The following is a 21,430-nucleotide window of genomic DNA, read 5'->3' as shown; positions in this document are numbered from 1 at the left end:
TTAGGCAGCGATGATCAGGTCCAGGTGATCAACGGTGCGGTTCAGCGCGTGGATCTGGATGTCCTTGATGGTGGTCTTGACGGTCTTGCCTTCGATGTTCAGAACCAGCTCAACACCGCGGTCGCGAACGGCCAGGGTGGTTTCGCGGCCTGGCAGCAGGACGTGCTGCGGCTCGGAGCCTGCGCCGTAGACTACAGCTGGGATCTGGCCGTCGCGGCGAGCCTGGCGGGCAGCGCCCTTACCGAAATCGGTGCGTACAACGGCGTCAAGGTTGACAGATGCCATGATGATTCTCCTTAGGAAATGGTTGCTTCGTTCAGGCCCTTGCGTGGACTCGGGAAGCAACCAACATCTAGGAGATGAAAGAGCTTTTCCGGCCTTGTCGATAACGGTCCCACCATTGCTGGTGTTTCCCTCGCCTGGGCACAGTCAATTATTCTAGCAGTCCGACGCCCCTGGACGAAAATCTGTCTCCCAGAACACAGCGGGACCTTGCGCTGGCGGGTAGCGTTGAGGCAAGTCCCCGCAAGCCGCTGCAGCCGACGAACGCTGCAGGAAGGAATTCCATGGCCAGCAAGCAGCCCGCAATGTCCCCTTCCGATCTTCCGATTGCACCGGTATTGGACCGGGCCACCGGTCCCCGGCGTGCCGAAGCAGATGAGCTGCTGGCGCTGTTCAAGGAAATTTCCGGTTACGAACCGGTAGTCTGGGCCGGGCGGATCCTCGGCTTCGGCCAGTACGAGTACCGCTACGAGTCAGGGCACGGCGGCATCGCGCCGCTGCTGGCCTTTGCTCCCGGCCCGAGCCACCACACCATCTATCTGGCCAGCGGATTTGCCGAACGCTGGCCGGAGCTGCTGGAGAAGCTCGGCAAGCACCGGAGCAGCAAAGCCTGCCTGTATCTGACCCGGCTTGCCTCGGTGGACCAGGCAATCCTGCGCGAACTGATCGAGAAGTCGCTGCAGGAAACGCTGTCCGACGACACGACCATGAACAGCTGATTTAACTGCCTTCGGCCGGCACCCGCAGGGGTACCGGCCGAAGGCTTGCGAAACGAGGGCTGCTAGGCGCGGCCGTCAAACAGGTTCGTAACCGAACCGTCGTGGAACACCTCGGAGATCGCGCGGGCGATCGTCGGTGCGATCGAGAGCACGGTCAGGTTCTCGAAGCGCTTCTCTTCAGGGATCGGCAGGGTGTTGGTGACAACAACCTCGCGGGCACCGCACTCGGCCAGGCGCTGCGCGGCCGGATCCGAGAATACGGCGTGTGTCGCGGCGATGATGACATCCTTGGCGCCGGCTTCCTTCAGCACACGCACGGCGCCTGCGATGGTTCCACCGGTGTCGATCATGTCGTCGATCAGGATCGCGGTGCGGCCCTCGACCTGGCCCACCACGGTCTTGGACTCGGCCTGGTTCGGCACGGTCAGATCGCGGGACTTGTGCACGAAGGCCAGCGGAGCGCCGCCCAGGCGGTCAGCCCACTGCTCGGCCACGCGCACGCGTCCGGTATCCGGGGACACCACGGTCACTTCGCTGACATCCACCTTGGACTTGATGTAGTCGGCCAGCAGCGGGAAGCCGAACAGGTGGTCCACCGGACCGTCGAAGAAGCCCTGGATCTGCGCGGTGTGCAGGTCGCAGGAGATCACGCGGTCGGCGCCGGCGGTCTTGAACAGGTCGGCAACCAGGCGGGCCGAGATCGGCTCGCGGCCGCGGCCCTTCTTGTCCTGGCGGGCGTACGGGTAGAACGGCGCCACAACGGTGATGCGGCGAGCCGAAGCACGCTTCATCGAGTCGATCATGATCAGCTGTTCCATCAGCCAGTTGTTCAACGGTGCTGGGTAGGACTGCAGCAGGAACACATCCTTGCCGCGCACCGACTCGTCCGAACGCACGTAGATCTCGCCGTTGGCGAAGTCATAGGCGTTCAAAGGCAGCAGATCGGTGTCGAGTTCCTTGGCTACTTCTGCGGCAAGTTCCGGGTGCGCGCGCCCGGTGGCCAGCACCAGCTCTTTGTCGACGTTATGGCGGATTTCACTCATGGGGTTTGCTTTCTCGCTCGCTTCGCTATCACGTATGAGGTTGTTGTCGAGGAAATGTAGTCCGTAGCTGGATTACTCGGAAGCCGAGGAGTTCAGCGAGGACTTGAATGCTGCGTCAGCCGAAGGGGTGCCTGGGCGCTTTTCCAGCGTCCATCCCTCGGAGTTGCGCTGCGGTGCCACAGACAGTGCCAAGGCACCGGCCGGGACGTTCTTGCGGACGATGGCTCCAGCTCCGGTGTATGCGCCGTCCCCGATTTCCACCGGAGCGACGAATACGGTGTTGGAGCTGGTGCGCACATGCGAACCGATCTTGGTGCGGTGCTTCTTCTCGCCATCGTAGTTTGCGGTGATATTGCCGCAGCCGATGTTGGTGAATTCACCGATTTCAGCATCTCCGGCGTAGCCGAGGTGCGAGAGCTTGGAGCCACGGCCAATCGTGACATTCTTGGTTTCGTAGAAAGCGCCGATCTTGCCATCTGCACCGAGGTCGGTACCCGGGCGCAGGTAGGCGAACGGGCCAACCGAGGCGCCGTCGGCGATGCGCGAGTCGGTGGCGTCGGTGCGCTTGACGGTAGCGCGCTGGCCAACCACCACGTTGGTCAAGGTGGTGTCCGGGCCAACGGTGGCGTTGGCGCCGATGACGGTCTCGCCGTGCAGCTGGGTTCCCGGCTTGATCGTGGCGTCCTGGCCGATCATGACGTCGGCGTCGATCCAGGTGGTCGCAGGATCGACGATGGTCACGCCCTGGCGCATCCAGAATTCGGTCATGCGCTGGTTGTAGATGCGGGCCAGGTTGGACACCTGCACGCGGTCGTTGGCGCCCTCGATCTGCCAGCGGTCGGCGATCTGCGAGGAAGCGACGCGGCCGCCGCGTTCACGGGCGATGGCGAGCACGTCGGTCAGGTACATCTCGCCCTGTGCGTTGTCGGTGGTGACCTCGGTCAGTGCCGAACGCAGCATCTGGGCATCGAATGCGTAGATGCCGGAGTTGATTTCCTTGACTGCCAATTCCTCCGGCGAGGCGTCCTTCTGCTCGCGGATGCCGGAGACGTCCCCGTTGGCGTCGCGCAGGATGCGGCCGTAGCCGGAAGGGTCATCCAATTCGGTGGTCAGCACGGTCACCGAGTTGCCGTTCGACTCATGGGTGGCCACCAGTTCCTGGAGCACCTCGCTGGTGAGCAACGGCACATCGCCGTAGGTCACCACAACGGTACCCTCAAGCGACGGGTCGACAACTTCCAAACCCTGCTGCACGGCGCGGCCGGTGCCCGGGATCTCATCCTGGTCGGCAATGGTGATGGAAGGGAACTGCGTCAGGATGTGCTCTGCGACCAGATCGCGCTGGTGGCGGACAACTGCTACCAGGTTCTGCGGCTGCAATGCCGATGCCGCGTAAAGTGCGTGGCCAATCATGGACCGACCTGCAATTTCATGCATGATCTTCGGCTTCGCCGATTTCATGCGGGTACCGGCGCCAGCGGCGAGGACGATGACAGCTACTGGTGCATTGACCTGATCACTCAAGTGCATTCTCCTGCAAATTGATTTCAAGGTTTTGGGCAGAGAAGTAAAACCTCAGAGCAAGTCTATCGCGAGCGCCGGGATGTGCTGAATTGATTAAAAAATAACGGCGCCACATCCGTGACGCCTTATCAATGGTTCCGCCCCTAGGATTCGAACCTAGAATGCACAGCTCCAAAGGCTGGCGTGTTGCCATTACACCAGGGCGGAAAATCGCTTGCGCAGGGCATGCCCGACAAGCACGCTAATCATTCTGCCATGATCGGCCCGTTGTGCGAAATCGCAAAACACCGTAGCTAAACTCACTTTTGTTCTCTGCTTTAAACAGCTCGGGCCAGCCTGCAATGACCTCGATTTGCCCTCGGAACGTAAAATGGGAATCGTGGCTCATTTACTCGGGGGCGAAGCCCTGCATCTGGAATATCCCACCCATGTCGTTTTCGACTCGGTCACCATCGGCATCTCCGACGGCGACCGCATCGGCTTGGTGGGTCGCAACGGCGAAGGCAAGTCCTCGCTGCTTGGCATGCTCTCCAACAGGATCGAGCCCAACTCCGGGCGGGTGACCAAGCGCAACGGACTGCGCGTGGGCGTGCTGGACCAGTCCGACACCCTGGATCCCGAAGCAACCGTGCACTTCAGCGTGGTGGGCGAAATGGACGACCACGAATGGGCCGGCCAAGCCCGGATCCGCGACATCATCTCCGGGCTGGTCGCAGACCTGGACTGGGAAGCAAAGGTCGGCACCCTTTCCGGTGGCCAGCGCCGCCGCGTGGCCCTGGCCGCGCTGCTGGTGCAGGACTGGGATGTCGTCATCCTGGACGAGCCGACCAACCATTTGGACGTCGAGGGCATCTCCTGGCTCGCCAAGCACATCAACAACCGCTGGTCCAAGAACTCCGGCGGCCTGATGGTCGTCACCCACGACCGCTGGTTCCTCGACGCGGTCTGCACCACCACCTGGGAAGTGCACGACCGCCTGGTCGAGCCGTTCGAGGGCGGCTACGCCGCCTACGTGCTGCAGCGCGTGGAACGCGACCGCATCGCCGCGGTCACCGAATCCAAGCGGCAGAACATGATGAAGAAAGAACTGGCCTGGCTGCGCCGCGGCGCACCGGCCCGCACCTCCAAGCCGAAGTTCCGCATCGAGGCGGCCAACCAGCTGATCGCGGACGTTCCGCCGGTGCGCAACCCGCTGGAACTCAAGCAGATGGCCACCAGCCGGCTGGGCAAGGACGTCATCGACCTGCTGGACACCGAGGTCTCCTTCGGGGACAAGCAGGTGCTCAAGCCCTTCACCTGGCGCATCGGGCCCGGCGAGCGCACCGGCCTGCTGGGGGCCAATGGCGCCGGCAAGTCCACCCTGCTTGGCCTGATTGCCGGCACCGTGGCGCCCACCAGCGGCAAGATCAAGCGCGGCCAGACCGTCAAGCTGGCGGTGCTTGACCAGCAGTTCCGCGAGCTGGAGCAGATCGGCGAGGACCTGGTCCGCGAGGTCCTCGGACGCTTCAAGACCACCTTCAATGTGGACGGCAAGGACCTGACCCCGGCGCAGCTGCTGGAACGCCTCGGCTTCTCCTCCGCGCACCTGTCCACCAAGGTCCGCGAGCTCTCCGGCGGCCAGCGCCGCCGCCTGCAGCTGCTGATGATCCTCATGGGCGAACCGAACGTGATGATCCTCGATGAGCCGACCAACGACGTCGATACCGACATGCTGGCCGCACTGGAAGATCTGCTGGACTCCTGGCCGGGCACGCTGATCGTGGTCTCCCACGACCGCTACCTGCTCGAACGCGTCACCGACCAGCAGTACGCCATCCTGAATGGCACCTTCCGCCACGTGCCTGGCGGTGTGGACGAGTACCTGAAGCTGCGGGCCGCCCAGGGATCGCCCGGCGGATCGAATCCCACCCAGGCTTCTGCCCAGGCTGGCGAGAAGCCTGCTGGCCCGTCGGGGGCCGAGCTGCGTGCCGCGCAGAAGGAACTGAATGCCAATGAACGCAAGGTAGGCCAGCTGGAGGAAAAGATCGCCAAGGTCCATGCCAAGATGGCCGATCATGACCAGAGCGACTACGAGGGCCTGGCCAAGTTCACTGCCGAGATCAATGACTACCAGTCGCAGATCGATGAGCTGGAAGAGCGCTGGCTGGAACTGTCCGAGCTGCTCGGATAGCTTCTGCGCACGTTGACTCATCGGCAGGGTCCGGAAACGACCTTTATTGGTTCAGGCGTATGCTTTGACGCATCAAACGTGGTTGGCGGCTGAATTGACTAGCTCAACGAGGTCGCTGGGGTAAAAAGTCACTGGCTGTGTCTCTAGCTCTTCCGTTGACCACCAGCGGTATTGCGTCATCGCTGCGCGTTCCACCTCCGTCCATCCGTTGTGGTTTAGAGACAGTTGGTCGGTGCGGGCTGCGAAATAGTGCACGGTCTGAGACAGTAGCACTCCGTGATTTAAGAAGGTGGCATCGCATCCTCACTCCGACATACCGACGCAGCTGATGGAAGCTTGAAAGGGGGCTCGCCTGGTACTCCCTGATCCATGTGCCGCCAATGGAACTCCCCCCAATCCTTTCCGAGCTTTCCCGCGTCCTTACACCGCAATGACATCGACTCATCGGTTTCTTTGAGGGTAATTCCGCAGAACCCTTTGATCATGCGATCACGACTGCTTACTACTGGTCAGTAGAACAGATGACTGAGCTGTCATGAAGTTGTGAGACACGCGTTCGTAGGAGAATGAGTGCATGTCCAAACGTCAGCAGTTCACTCCGGAGTTCCGAGCCGAAGCAGTCGAACTAGTGATCTCTTCCCAGAAGAGCCTGGTCGAGGTCGCAGCCTCTCTAGGCATCAACGAAGGAACCCTGGGCAACTGGGTCCGCACTTATCGCACCGAGCACCCCGAAGCGGAAACCGAGGAACGCGGACCAGTGGAATGGGCCCAGTACAAGAAGCTACGCAAGGAATTGCTGCAGGTGAAACGGGAGAACGACTTTTTAAAAGATGTCAGCGCCTATTTCGCCTCGAACAGCAAGAAATAAGCGCAGTCTTCACCTTCATCAAAGCCCATACCGGCCAGTACCCGGTGAAGTGGATGTGCCAGAAACTGCAGGTTTCCAGGGCATCCTATTACCGGTGGCTTAACCCCTGCGAGGAGCTGAGCGAAGCCCAAGTACTGCGCATGCGCCGTACCGAACTGATCCACACCGAATTCGAAGCGTCCAACCAGGTTGCTGGGGCCGGGCAACTGGTGGACCTGCTCCGCAACAACCAGAACATGCAGATTCCGAAGTCCACGGTCCTCTCGATCATGAAAGACCTGGGAATCCAGGCCAAACGGATGAGCGCGTTCAAAACCACGACGGTGCGTGACCACCAAGCGCGAACAGCGCATATCAAGAACCATATGGTCGACAAGCTCGGCCGGCGGGACTTCCGCTCTTGCCGGCCTGGGGCGAAGCTGGTTGGCGATATCACCTACCTTCTCACCGGAGAGGGCTGGCTGTACTTGGCGACGGTCATCGATTTGTCTTCGCGTCAGATCGTGGGCTGGTCAATGGGCGAAAACATGCAAACCCAGCTGGTCATCGACGCCATGGAGCTTGCCGCGTCGCGGGGCTTTATCCAGCCTGACAGCGTGTTCCACTCGGACCATGGCACGCAGTACACCTCGGACGCGTTCCAGGGGTGGTGCGCTGCCCACGGCGTACGGCAATCGATGGGGCGCACCGGGGTGTGCTGGGATAATTCCGTGGCCGAGTCAACGTTCTCGACAATCAAGAACGAAATGTACCATCACCGGGCGTTTACCAGCAGCGTGGCAGCGCGGACCGCGGTGATGGAATACATCGAAGTCTGGTACAACCGGAAACGACCGCATACAGCCAATGGAGGGCTCAGCCCCCAAGCAGTTCTGGACTCGTATTGGGAAAGGAATTCTCTGGCCCTTGCGGCTTGAGAATATTTAGAAAAGATCAAAGATCGTGTCTCAGAAACTTGACCAGCTCAGTCTATGAAAGCACGTATTTTAGGGTGTTCCGTGTACCCTTCCCGCTAAAATACCCGGTCAAGGTGCCCTGTACGGAAGTCAAAACGACCTTCTTTGATTCGTCAGATTCCGCCGTTGATACGTCCAATGAATGCCGCCTGCCCACCAGCAAGTACGTGAGACTGCTTAAGGCCAATCCAGTTAAGCTCAAACGGTGTTGGCTCCCCAACACCGTCGTGGGTCTCTTGCCATTCCCACTTTTCAGGTACTTTGTCATCGTCGACAGTGAGGTGGAAATAGTGGCGCACATGAATTGCATCAGCGTATGGGCGCATATCGTATTCACCCGCACCCAAGTAGCTCACGATCCGAAGGTTCTTCAGCCCTGTTTCTTCGTAAGATTCACGCAGGACGGCTTGGTCAGGCCGCTCTCCTGGCTTGATAGTTCCGGCAGGAACCTGCAAACCGGTCTGCTCTAACGGGAAGTCAGCATGACGAATTACCAAAACACGGTCATTCTTGACGATGTACGCTATGACTTTCTGCGGACGATCCATATTCGGCTTTCGTTTAGACTTATCAGAACTCAGTAGTAATGCTATCCGGCCCCAGCATCACTGAGAATTTTCTCCCAGTCTGCCACCGATCGTGGCAGACTTGCTGGTATGGGAACCGTGATCTTGGAGGGCCGGCTGCTGTGCAAGGATGCGGCCGAAGCTGAGGTAGTGAAGAAATTGCTGCCGAAGCATATCCTCCTGACCAAGGCCGAGCCCGGCTGCGTCTCCTTCTCTGTCACGCCAACCGAAGATCCCTGGGTCTGGCTGGTCCACGAGGAATTCGAAAACAGTGGCGCCTTTGAAGCCCACCAGCAACGGGCCGCGGCTAGCAAGTGGGGCCAGGCCACCTCCGGCTTGCAGCGGATCTATACGATCAAGAGGCTATAGCCAGCCTCATCTTGAATCCCACATGCGACGCGGTGAAGCCCAGCGCCTCGTAGAATCGGTGCGCATCGGTGCGCTGCGCATCGCTGGTCAATTGGACCAGCTGGACATTCTTGTTCTCGGCTTCGGAAATAGCCCAGCGGATCATTGCAGTTCCCAGTCCCCTGCCGCGCAACGCGGAGGACACGCGCACTGCTTCGATCTGCATCCGCGTCGCTCCCCTGCGTGCCAGTCCCGGCAAGAGGGTCAGCTGCATCGTGCCGACCAGTGTTCCGTCCTGGGCTTCCACCACCATCAGCGAATGCGCCGGGTCCGCATTAATTTGGTTGAACGCGTGGAGATACTGTTCCATATCCTCCTCGGCGCCCTGATGCTCCGCTCGGCGAATGTCATCGTCTGCCATCAAGGCAATGATCTGATCGAGATCCGCTGCTTTCGCTTCGCGCAGCAGGTAGTCCTGGCCGCCGGCCCACAAGCTTCCGCGCTTTGCCGTTTCCATGGCCACAGCCTAGGCCTTGCAAGGCCAAGCCCTCAAGGCTTCCCGGTGATCTTGTCGGCCAGTACTGCCAGTGGAGACGAGCTGGCACGCCCCTTCAGCTCGCTTCGATCTGCCGCGCCATAGGCCGCATACAGGCCCTTGGTTGCCAGCCAGCGCAACGGTTCCGGCTCCCATTTGCGCACCTGGTGGTTGACCCACGGCAGGCTGGTCAATTCAGTGGTTTCCCCGAGGATCAAGTCGCGCAAGGTGCGTCCGGCAAGATTCGTCGTGCTGACCCCGGTGCCGACATAACCGCCGGCCCAGCCAATGCCGGTCGCCGGATCCAGTCCCACGGTAGCCGCCCAGTCGCGAGGCACGCCAAGCACCCCGGACCATGCATGGTCGATTCCTGCGCCACGGGTCTGCGGGAACATGCGGTGCAGGATTTCCTGCAATCCCTGGACGGTGCTGTGCGGCGTCACGCCGTCGGTATCCGTGCGCGAACCGTACTTGTATGGGACGCCCCGACCACCAATGGTTATGCGATCATCCGCGGTGCGCTGGGCATACATGTACACGTGGGCGTAGTCCCCCAGCACCTCGCCGTGATTCCATCCCAATTCATCCCACACGGACTGCGCCAGCGGTTCGGTGGCGATCAGCGAAGAATTCATCGGCAGCCACAATCGCTTGTGCCCGGCCAGCCCGGCGGTGAACCCTTCGGTGGCACGGACAATGTATTCGGCGTCCAGCGTGCCGCCGTCGTATTCGACGCGGTGCGGGCGCAACGCGGTGGCACGGGTGTTTTCATGGATCCGGACGCCGAGCCGCTCCACCGCGACGGCGAGACCGCGGACCAGTTTGGCCGGGTGGATCCGGGCGGCATGCGGATGCCACACCCCTGCCCGGGCGTTGGCAACGTTGACCTTGCGGCGCACCGCGTCGGCTTCCAGCAGCTCGGTGTCCGAGTGCTGCCATTGCGCAGCTGCCACAGCGTCGGCACGCAGCCGTCTCTCCTGAGCCGGGGTGTACGCGACTTCAAGTTCTCCGCCTTGCAGGATATCTGCGTCAATCCCTTCGGCGGCACACACCTCGATGACCTCGGCAACGGTACGGTTCATTGCCAGCTGGAAGTCGTTGACCGCCTGCCTTCCATGGGATTTCAGGTAGCGTTCGCGACCGGCGGTGATGGTGTTGGTGAGCCATCCCCCGTTGCGTCCCGAGGCGCCGTAGCCTGCGTGCCGGGCTTCGAGGATCGTGATGCTCAGCTCCGGGTTGGCCTTGGCTAGGTAGTAGGCGGTCCACAGGCCGGTGAATCCGGCACCTATGATGGCCACGTCTGCGCTGCCATGGCCGCGCAGCTGCTGGCGTGGCTCTGGCAGTCCGATCTCTTCCCACCAGTGCGAGACGCGTCCGTTGAGCATGTTGTGTTCCGCCCCAGAGTCATAAATGAATAGTCTTCAATAATTGATTTGGGATTCAGCCTAGGGCCATGCCGAAGCCGCAACAAGGGGTCGGGAGCAAATGATGAAAGCTCTCCCTGCCCGGCTCAAGGCCAGACAGGGATTTTTCGGAGGATTATTCTGCGAGGGTGATGTGTGCTCCAGGTGCTGGTGCGGTCACCGGGATGGTAGCCACACCCACCTCGTCGCCCAGCTGGGCCATGACCTCCTCGGCATGCTCGGCGTCCTTGACCAGCAACGCCAAGGTCGGGCCTGAGCCGGAGACCATGGCGCGCAGCGCGCCGGCGCCTTCTGCCATATCGCGCATGGTGCCCAGCTCCGGGGCCAAAGCCAGGGAAGCCTGGGTCAGGTCATTGGCCAGCACCCGGGACAAGGCTGGCGCGTCCGAGGCCATCAGCGCCTCGATCACCGCAGGATCGATTTCCTGCGGAACTTCGATTTCCATGCCCGCACGCAAGCGATCGAGCATGCCATAGACGCGCGGAGTCGACAGGCCATAGCTGGCCGGAATCAGCACCCAGTGGGTCTTGGCGCGGGTCAGCAACGGGGCCAGCTTGTCGCCGATGCCCAGTCCAATGGCGGCCCCGCCCATCAAGGCGAAAGGCACGTCGGCACCGAGCCGTGCGCCCAGGCGGCCGAGTTCCTCGCGGTCCAGCCCGGTGCCCCACAATTCGTTGCAGGCCACCAAGGTGGCCGCGGCGTCGGCGGAGCCGCCGCCCATGCCGCCGGCGATGGGAACGCGCTTGGTGATGTGCAGGTCCGCGCCGAGGCTGCAACCGGTGTGCTCGCGCAGCAGCTGGGCCGCCCGGTGCACCAGGTTACCGGCGCCCAGTGGGAAATTCTCCGGTTCGGAAACTACCGGGGAATTCGGTTCCAGGCTCAGCTGCAGCTCACCGTCGGTGCGCAGCCTCGCTTCGATCTGCTCGGTCAAGGACACCGCGACGTAGAGGCTGGCCACCTCGTGGTAGCCGTCTTCGCGCGGAGGGCCGACCTTGAAGTAGCAGTTGATCTTTCCCGGTGCGGTTGCAATAACGCGCTGCTTGGACATGCCTAGGCCTCGCTCGCCGGAGCTTCAGCCGGAACATCCTGAGCGGCCCTGGCAATGTCGATGTATTGCTCGATGTCCAGTTTCTCGCCGCGTTCCTTCGGATCGATGCCGGCGGCCACCAGGATCTGTTCTGCGCGCGCACCGGATCCGGCCCAGCCGGACAGGGCCGCGCGCAAGGTCTTGCGGCGCTGGGCGAAAGCCGCATCGATGATGGCGAAGACTTCTTCGCGGTCCGGGGCATCGCTGCGGTCCTTGTCGCGGGTGAAGCCCACCAGGCCAGAATGGATCTTCGGAGCTGGCCAGAAAACATTCATGCCGATCACGCCCGCCTTGCGCATGGTTCCGTACCATGCGCCCTTCACCGAAGGTACGCCGTAGATCTTGCTGCCTGGGGTGGCGGCCATCCGGTCGGCCACTTCGTCTTGCACCATGACCAGGCCGTTGCGGATGGACGGGAAGTGCTCCAGCAGGTGCAGCACCACCGGGACGGCGACGTTGTAGGGCAGGTTGGCGACCAGCGAGGTGGGTTCGCCGGGAAGTTCGGTGACCTTCATGGCGTCGGAAAGGATCACGGTCAGGTCGTCTTCGCGGCCCGGGCGGAATTCGGCCATGGTCTGCGGGAGGCGCTTGGCCAATGGCGGATCAATTTCCACGGCCACGACCTTGGCGGCGGCGTCCATGATGCCCAGGGTCAGGGAGCCCAGGCCCGGGCCTACTTCCAGCACCGTTTCCGAGGGGTCGACCTTGGCGGCGGCGACGATGCGGCGGATGGTGTTCCCATCAATCACAAAGTTCTGCCCCAGCGTCTTGGTAGGGCGGATTCCCAGCTCTTCGGCCAGACGACGGATTTCGGTGGCCCCAAGCAGCGGCAAAGATTCCTTAGACATCACAGATCCAATTCTAGTTCAGCTAGATTCATCCAAACATAACAACGCGACGCGTCCACCGTGATGGTGGACGCGTCGCGTTGCTGCTTGGCTTATGTCTTTAGCGCAGGCCCAGCTTGGCCGAGCATGCTGGCCAGTGGCCCCAGCCACCGGAACGGCGCAGTACCTCAGCCGCGGCGATCTGCTCCTGCGGGGTTGCCTGGTGCGGCAGCGGTGCGTACTGGGTGCCTCCGACTGCACGCCATGAGGAAGCGGAGAACTGCAGGCCGCCGTAGTAGCCGTTGCCGGTGTTGATCGACCAGTTGCCACCGGATTCGCATTTGGCCAGTGCTGCCCAGGTTGCGGAGATGCCGCCCGGGGTTGGCGTGTTCTTGGAGGAGGAGGATTCCTTCTTCTCTTCCTTGGTGCCCACGCGGATTTCCTCGGCCACTGGGTTCTTGGTGACCTTGGACTTGAGGACTTCTTCCTCGCCCTTCTTGCCGTTGCGGGTTTCCTGGCGCAGGGTCAGCTGGCGCTCGCCCTTCTTACCTTCGGTCTTGACCTCGGTGTCGCCCTTGTCCAGCGAGCTGTCCTTGATCTTCTTGGTCTCGAAGTCGATGTCGCGGGTTTCGTCCCAGGTCTTCACGGTGACGTCGATGACCTCGACGGTAATGCCGGCTTCCAGCTTGACGCTGTCCTTGACGTTCTTGTCGGTTTCGTCCTTGATCTTGACGTTGATCTCGTCGTTGCCGTCGACCTCGATCTTTTCCTCGGCAAGCAGTTCCTTGACGGTCGAAGCGGTCGTTGCGACCTTCTTCTTCTTATCCTTGACGACCAGGGTCATTTCCTTCGGCGTGATGACTTCCAGGTCATCGCTCAAGGCGGCCAACTGCATGTCCTCGTCCAGAGATACCTCGGAACCCTTTTCCAGGTCGAGCTGCTCGACAACGTCGGCAACGGTCATGCCGGTGGTGTGCACTACACGCTCGGTGCCATCCACGGTGACTTCAATCGACTTGTTGCGCTTGATGTCAACCAGCTGCTGGTCGACAAGTTCGGAATCCAGTGCTGCGGAGATCTCATCGCGCTCAGCCAAGGTGACATCCTGCTGTTCCAGCAGTGCGCCGACGGTGGCGGCACGGGTGGTGATTTCCTGGCGCTGTCCGTCAACCGACATGACAACCGACTTCTGTCCGGAAATGTAGAAAACAGCGCCGGCGATAACCACGGCTACGGCGAGCGCCTGCGCCAGGTATTTCACCCAGGTCTTCTTGAGCAAGTGAGTCACGGTAATGAGATCCCCATCGTTTGTAGGCCCGCTTCCGCCGATTCCGTCCAGAATCATCGGTGGGCCCGGCAGTGTTCGCTGCCTGTCCTTCAATCAAAATTGCGCCGTGTTTCCACCTGCTGCAAAGCGTTGAGGATCAGGCTGTCCCGAACACGCCTTGCCGAAAACAGGCAGGGGCGGTACCGGACATCTCATCCACCGTAACCGAATTGTTATATTTGTGGCAAGTGTCCTGTAACGAGACACACAACCGGCGGGTCTAGAATTCTCCGTACACTTCCCGGGTATTCGCATCGATCAGGGTGCAGAATTCTGCCAGCTCGATTCCCTTGTTTTCCGCCAAGAACCTAGTCGTGTAGGGAATCATGTAACTGGCGTTCGGGCGGCCACGGAAGGGGTGCGGGGTCAAGAACGGCGCATCGGTTTCCACGAGCAGCAATTGCGGATCCGCCAGCGACAAAGCCTCGCGGAGATCGTGGGAATTCTTGAACGTCACGGTTCCGGAGAACGACATGTACCAGCCGTTGTCGTTGCAGACCCGGGCCAGTCGGGCATCACCCGAGAAGCAATGGAACACCACTTTCCCAGGCAATGGCGCATCCTTGAGCACCCGCACCACATCCTCGTGGGCATCACGGTCATGGATCTGCAGCGCCTTGCCCTGCTCCACCGCAATGCGCAGGTGCTCGCGGAAGGAATGCTCCTGGGCGCCCCGTCCGTCTTCGCCGGTGCGGAAGTAGTCCAACCCGGTTTCGCCAATGGCACGTACCCGCGAATCCGCGGCGAGCTCCTCGATCCGGGCAATTGCCGCTTCCAGCTCTCCGCGCTCGGCCAGGCGCGCGGCATCGTTGGGGTGGATGGCCACCGCGGCCAGGATATTCGGGTACTGGTTGGCGACTTCGACCGCGTACTCGGATGATTCCACGTCGCAGCCGACTTGGATCAGCCCCTTGACACCTACGGAGGCCGCCGCGGCCAGCGCATCGGCAGCCTCGACCTTCACGGTTCCATCCAGGAAATCCAGATGCGTATGGTTATCGACCACGGGCACCGGCAGCGGCTCGGGCGCTGGCGGGTAGTGCAGGTTGCGCTGGCTTCCGCCATTTTCGTTGCCCGTGGCGCGCGCCCGCTCCCCCTGGCCTGCTGCTGTAGCTTGCTCCGCGGGGCGGTAGGCCTCGGGAACCAAGGTGGGATCAGTGTGCTTCTTCTTGGACACGATAATCCTTTGCGCGTGGGTACTGGGATGGAATCTGTGGTTAATTGTGGCACCACTAGGCGCATTGGCAACAATCAGGCGCTCATCCCGCGGCAGTTAGGCTCTGTTACTGGATAAAAGAACCCCATATGATGTGATGCAAGACCCAATTGAATGCATCCCGGGACGGTGGATCTTGTCCCTGGTTCATTCTCCAGGAGGAACTGCGCATGAGTGCTAACCGAACAGTGCCGTCGCTCGATTCGGCATTCCAGTCCAATTGCCAGCGCATTTTCGACGCTGTCCAAAGCGTCATCACCGGAAAGCCCGAGGCTGTGACCAGCGCGTTGACGGTCCTGCTGGCACAGGGCCACCTGTTGCTGGAAGACGTTCCCGGTGTCGGCAAAACCATGCTGGCCAAGTCATTGGCCCGCAGTGTCAACGGTTCGGTGCACCGCATCCAGTTCACCCCGGATCTCTTGCCCAGCGATGTCACCGGCGTCTCGGTGTACTCCCCGCAGACCCACGAATTCACTTTCCATCCCGGGCCGGTCTTCGCCAATATCGTCATCGCCGATGAAATCAACCGCGCGAACGCCAAAACCCAGTCGGCACTGCTCGAATGCATGGAAGAGCAGCAAGTCACGGTCGATTCGATCACCCATCGGCTGGAGCAGCCATTCATGGTCGTGGCCACGCAGAACCCGGTGGAGTCCGAAGGCACTTTCGCTTTGCCCGAGGCGCAGCGCGACCGATTCATGGCACGGCTGTCACTGGGCTATCCGCAACGCGACGCCGAAATCACCATACTGACCGGCCGGCATGAATTCGACCCCTTGGAAGCGCTGCAGGCAGTGGTGCAGCTGGAGGATCTGGGGCACATGATCGAGCAGGTGAAAGCGGTAACGGTCACCGAACGGCTGGGTGCCTACGTGGTGGACCTGGGCCGGGCCACCCGCGAGCATCCGCAGATAGCGCTCGGCGCTTCGCCCCGCGCGCTGATCCAGTGGGTTCGCGCTGCCAAGGCCCACGCAGCGATCCATGGGCGCGACCATGTCTTGCCGGAAGACGTCCGCAGCGTCGCCGAGATGGTGCTGAACCACCGTCTGATCCTGACCCGGCGAGCGGTGGCGGACGGGTTGGGTGCCAGTGCGGTAATCCAGGAGCTGGTTGCCAGCACCCCGGTGAACTAGCGCCGCAACCATGGAGAAGATCCCCCGCTATGATTCGCGCGACGCGCTGTCCTGGACGCGCACCGTAAGCGCGGATACTGCATTGCGCCGCTGGCACCTTGACCTGTTCACGGTGCGCGGCTGGTGCACCGCCGGGGCAGGCGGGCTTCTGCTCTTCCTGGCCTATCTGCTAGGCCGGCACGAAATGATGGCCTTGGGCCTGAGCCTTCTGGCCTTGGCTTTGGCCAGCTGGGGTTTGGCCATGCGCCTGCGCGGCCGCACCAATATCCACCGCGAGCTGCTCTCGGAGGTTCCCACAGTCGGCGAGGTCAGCAAGTTCCGCTTGTCCTGTGCTGAGCGGTCCACCATCCAAGAGCGATTGCCCGAAGATTTCGGTCCCGGCCCACGGCTCCAAGCTCCGGGATCCATAGAGTACGAATTGGTGTTCCGCACCCGCGGGATCCATCTCATGGGCCCAGCCCAGCAGATCGTCGTTGACCCGCTGGGGCTGATCCAGGGCATGGTGCGCACCGGTGAGTCATTGCAGGTTCCGGTGCGCGCGCAATTGCATGAGCTGGATCGTTTCGCCTCGCTCGGAGAGCGAACGCTCACCGGCGATGCGAAGTTCTCCCGGAGCACCACCGCCGATTACTACGATGTCGCGACCCGCGACTACCAGCAGGGCGACTCCATCCGCCAGGTGCATTGGAAGGCCAGCGCCCGCCACGCCAAGCTCATGGTCCGCCAGGAGAACCATGTGGCAACCGCCCAAGCCCTCCTGGTCTTGGATACCTCCTTCGAGCATTGGAACCACAGCGGATCGGATCTGCGGATCTCCCTGCCGCAGGCTCACGCTGAAGCGCTGACCAGCAGCCGCCGCTTTGAAAACGCGTTGTCCTTGGCCAGCAGCATCGGCCTGAGATACGCCACCAGCGGCTACCAGCTCGCCTTCCGCAACCTCGCCGGGACCTCCTTGGCCCAACGGGACCCGCATAGCATCTCCGAGCTTGGCGCACTGAACAGTTTCGAGGATTTCCATGCCGCGACCACGGAGCTGTCCTTGGACAACGGCAGCGTTGAAGCCAACGGTCCCGAGATCCTGGGCAGCACCCTGCACAAGGAGCTGCTGGGATTCCGCGAAGAACCGGTCATCATGATCCTCGGAGAACTCGATGCCCCGCAGGCAGCCTGGCTGGCGACGCTCTCACGCACCGTACGCCATGTTGAAATTTTCCTGCTGGTCAGCCACCCTGAACGCTATCTGGCGATCCAGCATGAACTGGCACGCACCAGCTGGAAGGTGCATATCCTTCCCGGCAATATGGCAATAGACGAGATGTGGGGATGATGAGCGCTAGCCTTGCTGTGGCTCACGGTCAATCCCTGGAGCCCGAAAATCACGTTCCGCGCCCCGGTCCTGCGGCCGCGATGCGGCTCTTGCTGCTGCGGGTGGCCGCTGCCTGCTGCCTTGCAGTCGCAGTCTTGGCCGGGACCGCCTCGCTGTCCGGGGTCATCGAAGGTTCCGGCTGGTTCCCGGCCATCGTCGCACCGGTCTTCGCCGTGCACCTGTGCGCCGGGCTGCTGCGCGCAGTCCGCGGCGTGCGCTGGGCCGCCCTCCCTGCCGCCGCTGGCATCGCCGTGGCATCCATCGCGCTCAGCCCTGCCAGCGAAATCAACATCTATGGGGTGCCGTTCGCCCAATGGGTCTGGTCTGCGCTGGCTGAAGCGGGCATGCAATTCGCTACGCAGGTTCCTCCGGTAGCCAATTCCCGTTATGTGGCGTTCAGCATCTTGTGCTTCACCCTGGCCATCAGCCTGCTCGTCGAGCTGCTGGCCAGCTTCCGGCGCACCGCCATGCTGATCATCATGCCCTTGTCCCTGGCACCTGTCATTGCCTCGCTGTTCAAGCAGGAAGGTGCGGGAATCGGCTATCTCTCGCTGCTGGTGCTGGGAGTTCTCGGCTACATAGCGCTGATTCCCTATCTTTTCGCCCCTGCATCGTCCAAGCACTCTCAGCCGAAGCTTCCCACGCCCAGGTCGCTAGGCATTCTCGGCATCAGCGCGATGACCTGTGTCGGTGTGCTCTTGGCAGCCAGCTTCTGGATGCCTGGTTTCCGCAGCGGCATGTTCCCCGAGGGGCAACGGCCATCCGGCGACCTGCTGGCCAGCAATGTCGATCCGCTGATCAACCTCGGAAGAGACCTCCGCTCTAACAGCGGAGCTCCCATCCTGGACTATTACACCACCGCTGGAGAAGCGCCCTACCTGCGCACGCAAGTGATCAAGGATCTTTCCACGGACCGCTGGGAACCAACTGAGGGCCTGATGCAGCACACCCTTGACGGCACGTCAGCGGTGACACGGAATTTCAGCACGTTCAACAGCACCAGCGAAGTACTGCGCATGAGTTGGCCCGAAGGCATCAGCAGCCCCGTGCTCCCCCTGCCCAATCAGACCTATTTCGTGCAGGGCATCGTCGGAGACTGGAACTGGACCCACGAAACCTCGGTGGCCAGGCTCACTGGCGACGCCATGGCAGCCACCAACGACATTTCAGTGGCCTACTCGGATCTGGACATCAGCACGCAAATGGTCCGCAATATCGGGCACTTCGGAATTGATGCCGGGGACCAGCTGGCCGGTGAATACCTGCGTCTTCCGCAAGATCCGGACGACACCCTGGAACCGCTGTTGCAGCAAACCCTCGATGAGGCCTTCGGCGACGAGGGGAAACCGGCCAATGACATCGATGCCGCCGTGGCCTTGCAGCATTTCTTCCGTTCCGGGAATTTCGTGTATTCCGAACGCACTCCCCTGCGCGAAGGCTACGACGGGGCCAATCGCCGCGTCGTTGAAGCGTTCCTGACCCGGCGCCAGGGGTACTGCGTGCACTTCGCCTCGGCCATGGCCCTGCTGGCCCGTGAAGCCGGCATCCCATCGCGTATTGCCGTGGGGTACGCACCGGGCGAAGCCAACGGGGAAACCCTCGAAATCACCGGGGACACAGCCCAGAGCACGCCGGAACGCCGTCTGGCAGAAGGTACCGAGCTCACCGGCTACACCGTCAGCGGAAAGCAGTCCCACGCATGGCCAGAACTGTATCTGAACGGGCTGGGCTGGATTCCCTTCGAACCCACACCTGGGCGCGGCTATGCCCCGAGCTACGCGCCGGAACCAACGCGCACCGCGGCCCCGCAGGAAAGCACGGCACCGGATGTCCCCACCGAGCGCAGCAACCCTAGCCTGCCTGCCAGTGACAGTCCTTCCGCCCAGGCGCAGCCCGCAGAGCCCGTGGAACAAGGCGCGCAGGCTGCGTGGCTGGTGCCGGCCATCGTGCTGCTGGCCGCCGTGGCGCTGGGGATCGCCCCGTGGCGCCGCCAACGCCTCCGCGAAGAACGGCTGGGACGCGTGCGCCAAGGCGGGGATGACGCCGCGCCAGCGCTGCTGGCCGAGCTGCAGGCCATCGGGGCCGATTACCGGGAACCAGCCGGCAACCACGAGTCAGCCGGCGACTACACCACCCGGCTGGGCGAAGACCACCCCCAGATCGCCAAGGAACTGCAGTCCTTGAAAACTGTCATCCAGGAAAGCTTCTACGCCAACCGGCATCTGGGCGCTGATGATGCCGCCGCGTTGCTGGATGCCTTGCATGCGGTCCAAGCCAATTTGCGTGGCGAGCTGACGGTGTTGCAGCGAATCTCGGCGTTCTTGTTCCCTGCTTCGGTGCACCCGCGCCATTCCCGCGCGGTCAGGTCCACGCGAGCCAAACTGTAGCACCTGAGTTGCATCACCCGTTAGTGCACACCCCGCAACTGCGCTAACACTTCCGCAGCTCAAGTCAGAGGCTTAAGGCGAGAGGAGCTGCGAAGGTGGCTCATATAGCGGCAAATAGCAAGCCTCAGCCTTAATCGCCGTTTCAACCACGTCGGCGGCTTCGCTGCGGGAATAACTTATCCCAGCCGAAGCAACGATGCGCAGTGGGCGCACAGAAAAGGCTGACGGAGGACACCTGAGTCGTGCTTCTCCGTCAGCCCTAGATCTAACTATCTGCTGTTCCGCCGAGTTGCAATCCAGGCTGGAAGTGAGATTACGGTCCCAACGATTCCAAGTCCGAAGATAACCCAAAGAGGCGTGCTCATGACGTTTTGCACGTTATTCTCGTCGATCATGACACCTGCATTGAACAGGGCCACACCGCCGCATACAAGGGCAGTCAAGCTGACCCCAAGCGCTGTTAGCCAGTAGTACTTTGTTTTTGCCAGCATATTTGCTCCTTAGTGGCTTCGGATGACGGCTAGTTGCAAAGGTTCTTTACGTAATCTAGGTATGTGTTTCGAATCTTGCTTGGTTCGAGATTCCAGGAGCTTTTGGTGAACGCTGCAACCTGGTGACAGCGGTACTGCCAGTACATGCGAGTGGTGTTCGCCTTGGCCCGATTGTACTTCTTTTTGTTGAGAGTCTTGGTCGGAGTCTTGGCGAGCGTTTCCTTCCAGCCAGCAGAGATCGCGGGCTGGAACCCAACATTGAATCGATTCCACCCAGTAGGGACGACTGACAAGGACACGACGCCAGACCGGCTAATCCACTTGACGCTCTTGATGAGGTCCTTACCCCACATCGGATCCGCCACAATAGGGTATTCGAACCCTTCGTGATCGACTACCTGGGTTACCGTTGAACCTGCAAATTCAAAGTGCGTTGGTACTTTCGCACCGGTAGCGTCGACGGCCCATGCCGGAGCAATTCCACCAAGGATCTCGCCGTCAAGACCAACAAAATGGGCACCGCCTTCGTAGGCCGAAATCTTAGCTCCTTCCGGCAAGGAGAACTTGTATTCGTATTCCGACGGCGCACTCGCATCTTCAATGACGGTGCTCACTTGAACCGAACCATCCGACTTGACTGCGGGAATAGTCGTTGATCCGTCGCCATTATCGAATGCGGTCATTCCGTTATCAAGAGCTGTTCCCTGCACTGCCGACTGGTCGTTAGGCAGGGTGAGCCCGATTTCCAGTCCATCTGAGCTTGTGAGCGTGAGCTCCTCATCGAGCGATGTGGGAAGCTGGATTTCTGTCTCGTTGACGCTGAACAATGAACTTGAGTCGTTCGCAGGTACGGCGTTGGCTTCAAGCGGATGTACGCCATCCTGAATTGCTGAATCGCTTACCTGCTCCAGCGCATCAAGAGTTTTCCCGGCAGCGTCTTGAGTCTGCGCGTAAGCCGGTGACGAGCACAGTCCTGCAACAAGTCCTGCTGTAATGCCGATGCTCAAGAAGGATTTCCGTTTCACGGTTGCTCCCTTTTCCAGTAGTCGAATCTCTAGACTAAACGATTTGAAAGAAAATTCAACTTAATGGGCATACTAATTCAGATCAGGTCGACGGGCGCGCTTAGAGAGGGCCCTAAACCTATCGAGCCCGAAAACT

At 61.3% G+C, this 21,430-nt stretch carries 17 protein-coding genes, 1 tRNA gene and 1 pseudogene; 7 read left to right on the top strand and 12 right to left on the bottom strand.

Annotated features, from left to right (window positions below; translation table 11 throughout):
- Positions 1-12 precede the first annotated feature (12 nt).
- Positions 13-285 (bottom strand): annotated as a pseudogene (locus ATK23_RS01300) (50S ribosomal protein L25); the annotation flags it as partial.
- A 281-nt stretch (positions 286-566) separates the two neighbouring features.
- Between ATK23_RS01300 and ATK23_RS01295 the strand changes: the two are divergent.
- Complete coding sequence (locus tag ATK23_RS01295; protein WP_066139707.1) at positions 567-1,001, top strand: DUF1801 domain-containing protein; 435 nt, start codon at positions 567-569, stop codon at positions 999-1,001.
- Between the two features lie 62 nt (positions 1,002-1,063).
- Here the strand turns inward: ATK23_RS01295 and ATK23_RS01290 are convergent, their stop codons facing one another.
- The 3 genes from ATK23_RS01290 to ATK23_RS01280 all read right to left on the bottom strand — a co-directional run bounded on the left by ATK23_RS01290 (position 1,064) and on the right by ATK23_RS01280 (position 3,775).
- Positions 1,064-2,044: a ribose-phosphate diphosphokinase gene (locus tag ATK23_RS01290; RefSeq protein WP_038989861.1), complete on the bottom strand. Its 981-nt coding sequence runs from the start codon at positions 2,042-2,044 to the stop codon at positions 1,064-1,066.
- A 72-nt stretch (positions 2,045-2,116) separates the two neighbouring features.
- A complete protein-coding gene (gene glmU, locus ATK23_RS01285; RefSeq protein WP_407645284.1) occupies positions 2,117-3,568 on the bottom strand; it encodes a bifunctional UDP-N-acetylglucosamine diphosphorylase/glucosamine-1-phosphate N-acetyltransferase GlmU in 1,452 nt (483 codons plus the stop codon).
- A gap of 132 nt (positions 3,569-3,700) precedes the next feature.
- Positions 3,701-3,775: transfer RNA gene (locus ATK23_RS01280), tRNA-Gln, on the bottom strand.
- 172 nt (positions 3,776-3,947) lie between these two features.
- Here ATK23_RS01280 and ATK23_RS01275 point away from each other — a divergent pair.
- Both ATK23_RS01275 and ATK23_RS01265 read left to right on the top strand, forming a co-directional pair.
- A complete protein-coding gene (locus tag ATK23_RS01275) occupies positions 3,948-5,738 on the top strand; it encodes an ABC-F family ATP-binding cassette domain-containing protein (protein ID WP_066140330.1) in 1,791 nt (596 codons plus the stop codon).
- A gap of 574 nt (positions 5,739-6,312) precedes the next feature.
- Positions 6,313-7,523 (top strand): IS3 family transposase gene (locus ATK23_RS01265; RefSeq protein WP_100339223.1). Its coding sequence is split into 2 segments (ribosomal slippage): positions 6,313-6,559 and positions 6,559-7,523, totalling 1,212 coding nucleotides; the frame shifts between segments, so codons are not numbered across the junction.
- A 152-nt stretch (positions 7,524-7,675) separates the two neighbouring features.
- On the opposite strand, the gene ATK23_RS01260 is transcribed toward ATK23_RS01265, so the two are convergent.
- The gene (locus ATK23_RS01260) at positions 7,676-8,110 is read right to left on the bottom strand and encodes an NUDIX hydrolase (RefSeq protein ID WP_066139716.1); all 435 of its coding nucleotides are present in this window, start codon (positions 8,108-8,110) and stop codon (positions 7,676-7,678) included.
- Between the two features lie 108 nt (positions 8,111-8,218).
- On the opposite strand from ATK23_RS01260, the gene ATK23_RS01255 reads away from it, so the two are divergent.
- Entirely contained in the window at positions 8,219-8,497 is a 279-nt protein-coding gene (locus ATK23_RS01255; RefSeq protein WP_066139719.1) for a putative quinol monooxygenase, read from the top strand.
- Here the strand turns inward: ATK23_RS01255 and ATK23_RS01250 are convergent.
- The 6 genes from ATK23_RS01250 to ATK23_RS01225 all read right to left on the bottom strand — a co-directional run bounded on the left by ATK23_RS01250 (position 8,484) and on the right by ATK23_RS01225 (position 14,853).
- Entirely contained in the window at positions 8,484-8,993 is a 510-nt protein-coding gene (locus tag ATK23_RS01250; RefSeq protein ID WP_066139722.1) for a GNAT family N-acetyltransferase, read from the bottom strand. The genes ATK23_RS01255 and ATK23_RS01250 overlap by 14 nt on opposite strands.
- Before the next feature lie 32 nt (positions 8,994-9,025).
- Complete coding sequence (locus tag ATK23_RS01245; RefSeq protein ID WP_066139725.1) at positions 9,026-10,396, bottom strand: NAD(P)/FAD-dependent oxidoreductase; 1,371 nt, start codon at positions 10,394-10,396, stop codon at positions 9,026-9,028.
- 154 nt (positions 10,397-10,550) lie between these two features.
- Entirely contained in the window at positions 10,551-11,483 is a 933-nt protein-coding gene (locus ATK23_RS01240; RefSeq protein WP_066139728.1) for a 4-(cytidine 5'-diphospho)-2-C-methyl-D-erythritol kinase, read from the bottom strand.
- A 2-nt stretch (positions 11,484-11,485) separates the two neighbouring features.
- On the bottom strand, positions 11,486-12,370 hold the full coding sequence (gene rsmA, locus ATK23_RS01235) for a 16S rRNA (adenine(1518)-N(6)/adenine(1519)-N(6))-dimethyltransferase RsmA (protein WP_038989867.1): 885 nt from the start codon (positions 12,368-12,370) through the stop codon (positions 11,486-11,488).
- 100 nt (positions 12,371-12,470) lie between these two features.
- On the bottom strand, positions 12,471-13,637 hold the full coding sequence (locus tag ATK23_RS16660; RefSeq protein ID WP_066140337.1) for a resuscitation-promoting factor: 1,167 nt from the start codon (positions 13,635-13,637) through the stop codon (positions 12,471-12,473).
- Between the two features lie 259 nt (positions 13,638-13,896).
- Complete coding sequence (locus ATK23_RS01225) at positions 13,897-14,853, bottom strand: TatD family hydrolase (RefSeq protein ID WP_066139731.1); 957 nt, start codon at positions 14,851-14,853, stop codon at positions 13,897-13,899.
- Between the two features lie 209 nt (positions 14,854-15,062).
- Between ATK23_RS01225 and ATK23_RS01220 the strand changes: the two genes are divergently transcribed.
- From ATK23_RS01220 to ATK23_RS01210, 3 genes are read left to right on the top strand one after another with little or no spacing between them, the layout of a single operon-like run.
- Positions 15,063-16,025, top strand: coding sequence for an AAA family ATPase (locus tag ATK23_RS01220; RefSeq protein ID WP_066139734.1), 963 nt, complete (start codon positions 15,063-15,065; stop codon positions 16,023-16,025).
- Between the two features lie 10 nt (positions 16,026-16,035).
- On the top strand, positions 16,036-17,352 hold the full coding sequence (locus ATK23_RS01215; protein WP_066139738.1) for a DUF58 domain-containing protein: 1,317 nt from the start codon (positions 16,036-16,038) through the stop codon (positions 17,350-17,352).
- Positions 17,352-19,778, top strand: coding sequence for a transglutaminase TgpA family protein (locus ATK23_RS01210; protein WP_167550494.1), 2,427 nt, complete (start codon positions 17,352-17,354; stop codon positions 19,776-19,778). The genes ATK23_RS01215 and ATK23_RS01210 overlap by 1 nt, the downstream gene beginning before the upstream one ends.
- Positions 19,779-20,298: 520 nt before the next feature.
- Here the strand turns inward: ATK23_RS01210 and ATK23_RS01200 are convergent.
- Positions 20,299-21,276: a DUF2599 domain-containing protein gene (locus tag ATK23_RS01200; protein ID WP_157066350.1), complete on the bottom strand. Its 978-nt coding sequence runs from the start codon at positions 21,274-21,276 to the stop codon at positions 20,299-20,301.
- Positions 21,277-21,430: the final 154 nt, after the last annotated feature.

This window comes from Glutamicibacter nicotianae, assembly GCF_002797775.1.
In the GTDB taxonomy this organism is placed as follows: Bacteria; Actinomycetota; Actinomycetes; order Actinomycetales; family Micrococcaceae; genus Glutamicibacter; species Glutamicibacter nicotianae.
The sequence above is the reverse complement of the archived record's forward strand: the minus strand, read 5'-3'. Positions and strand labels throughout refer to the sequence as shown.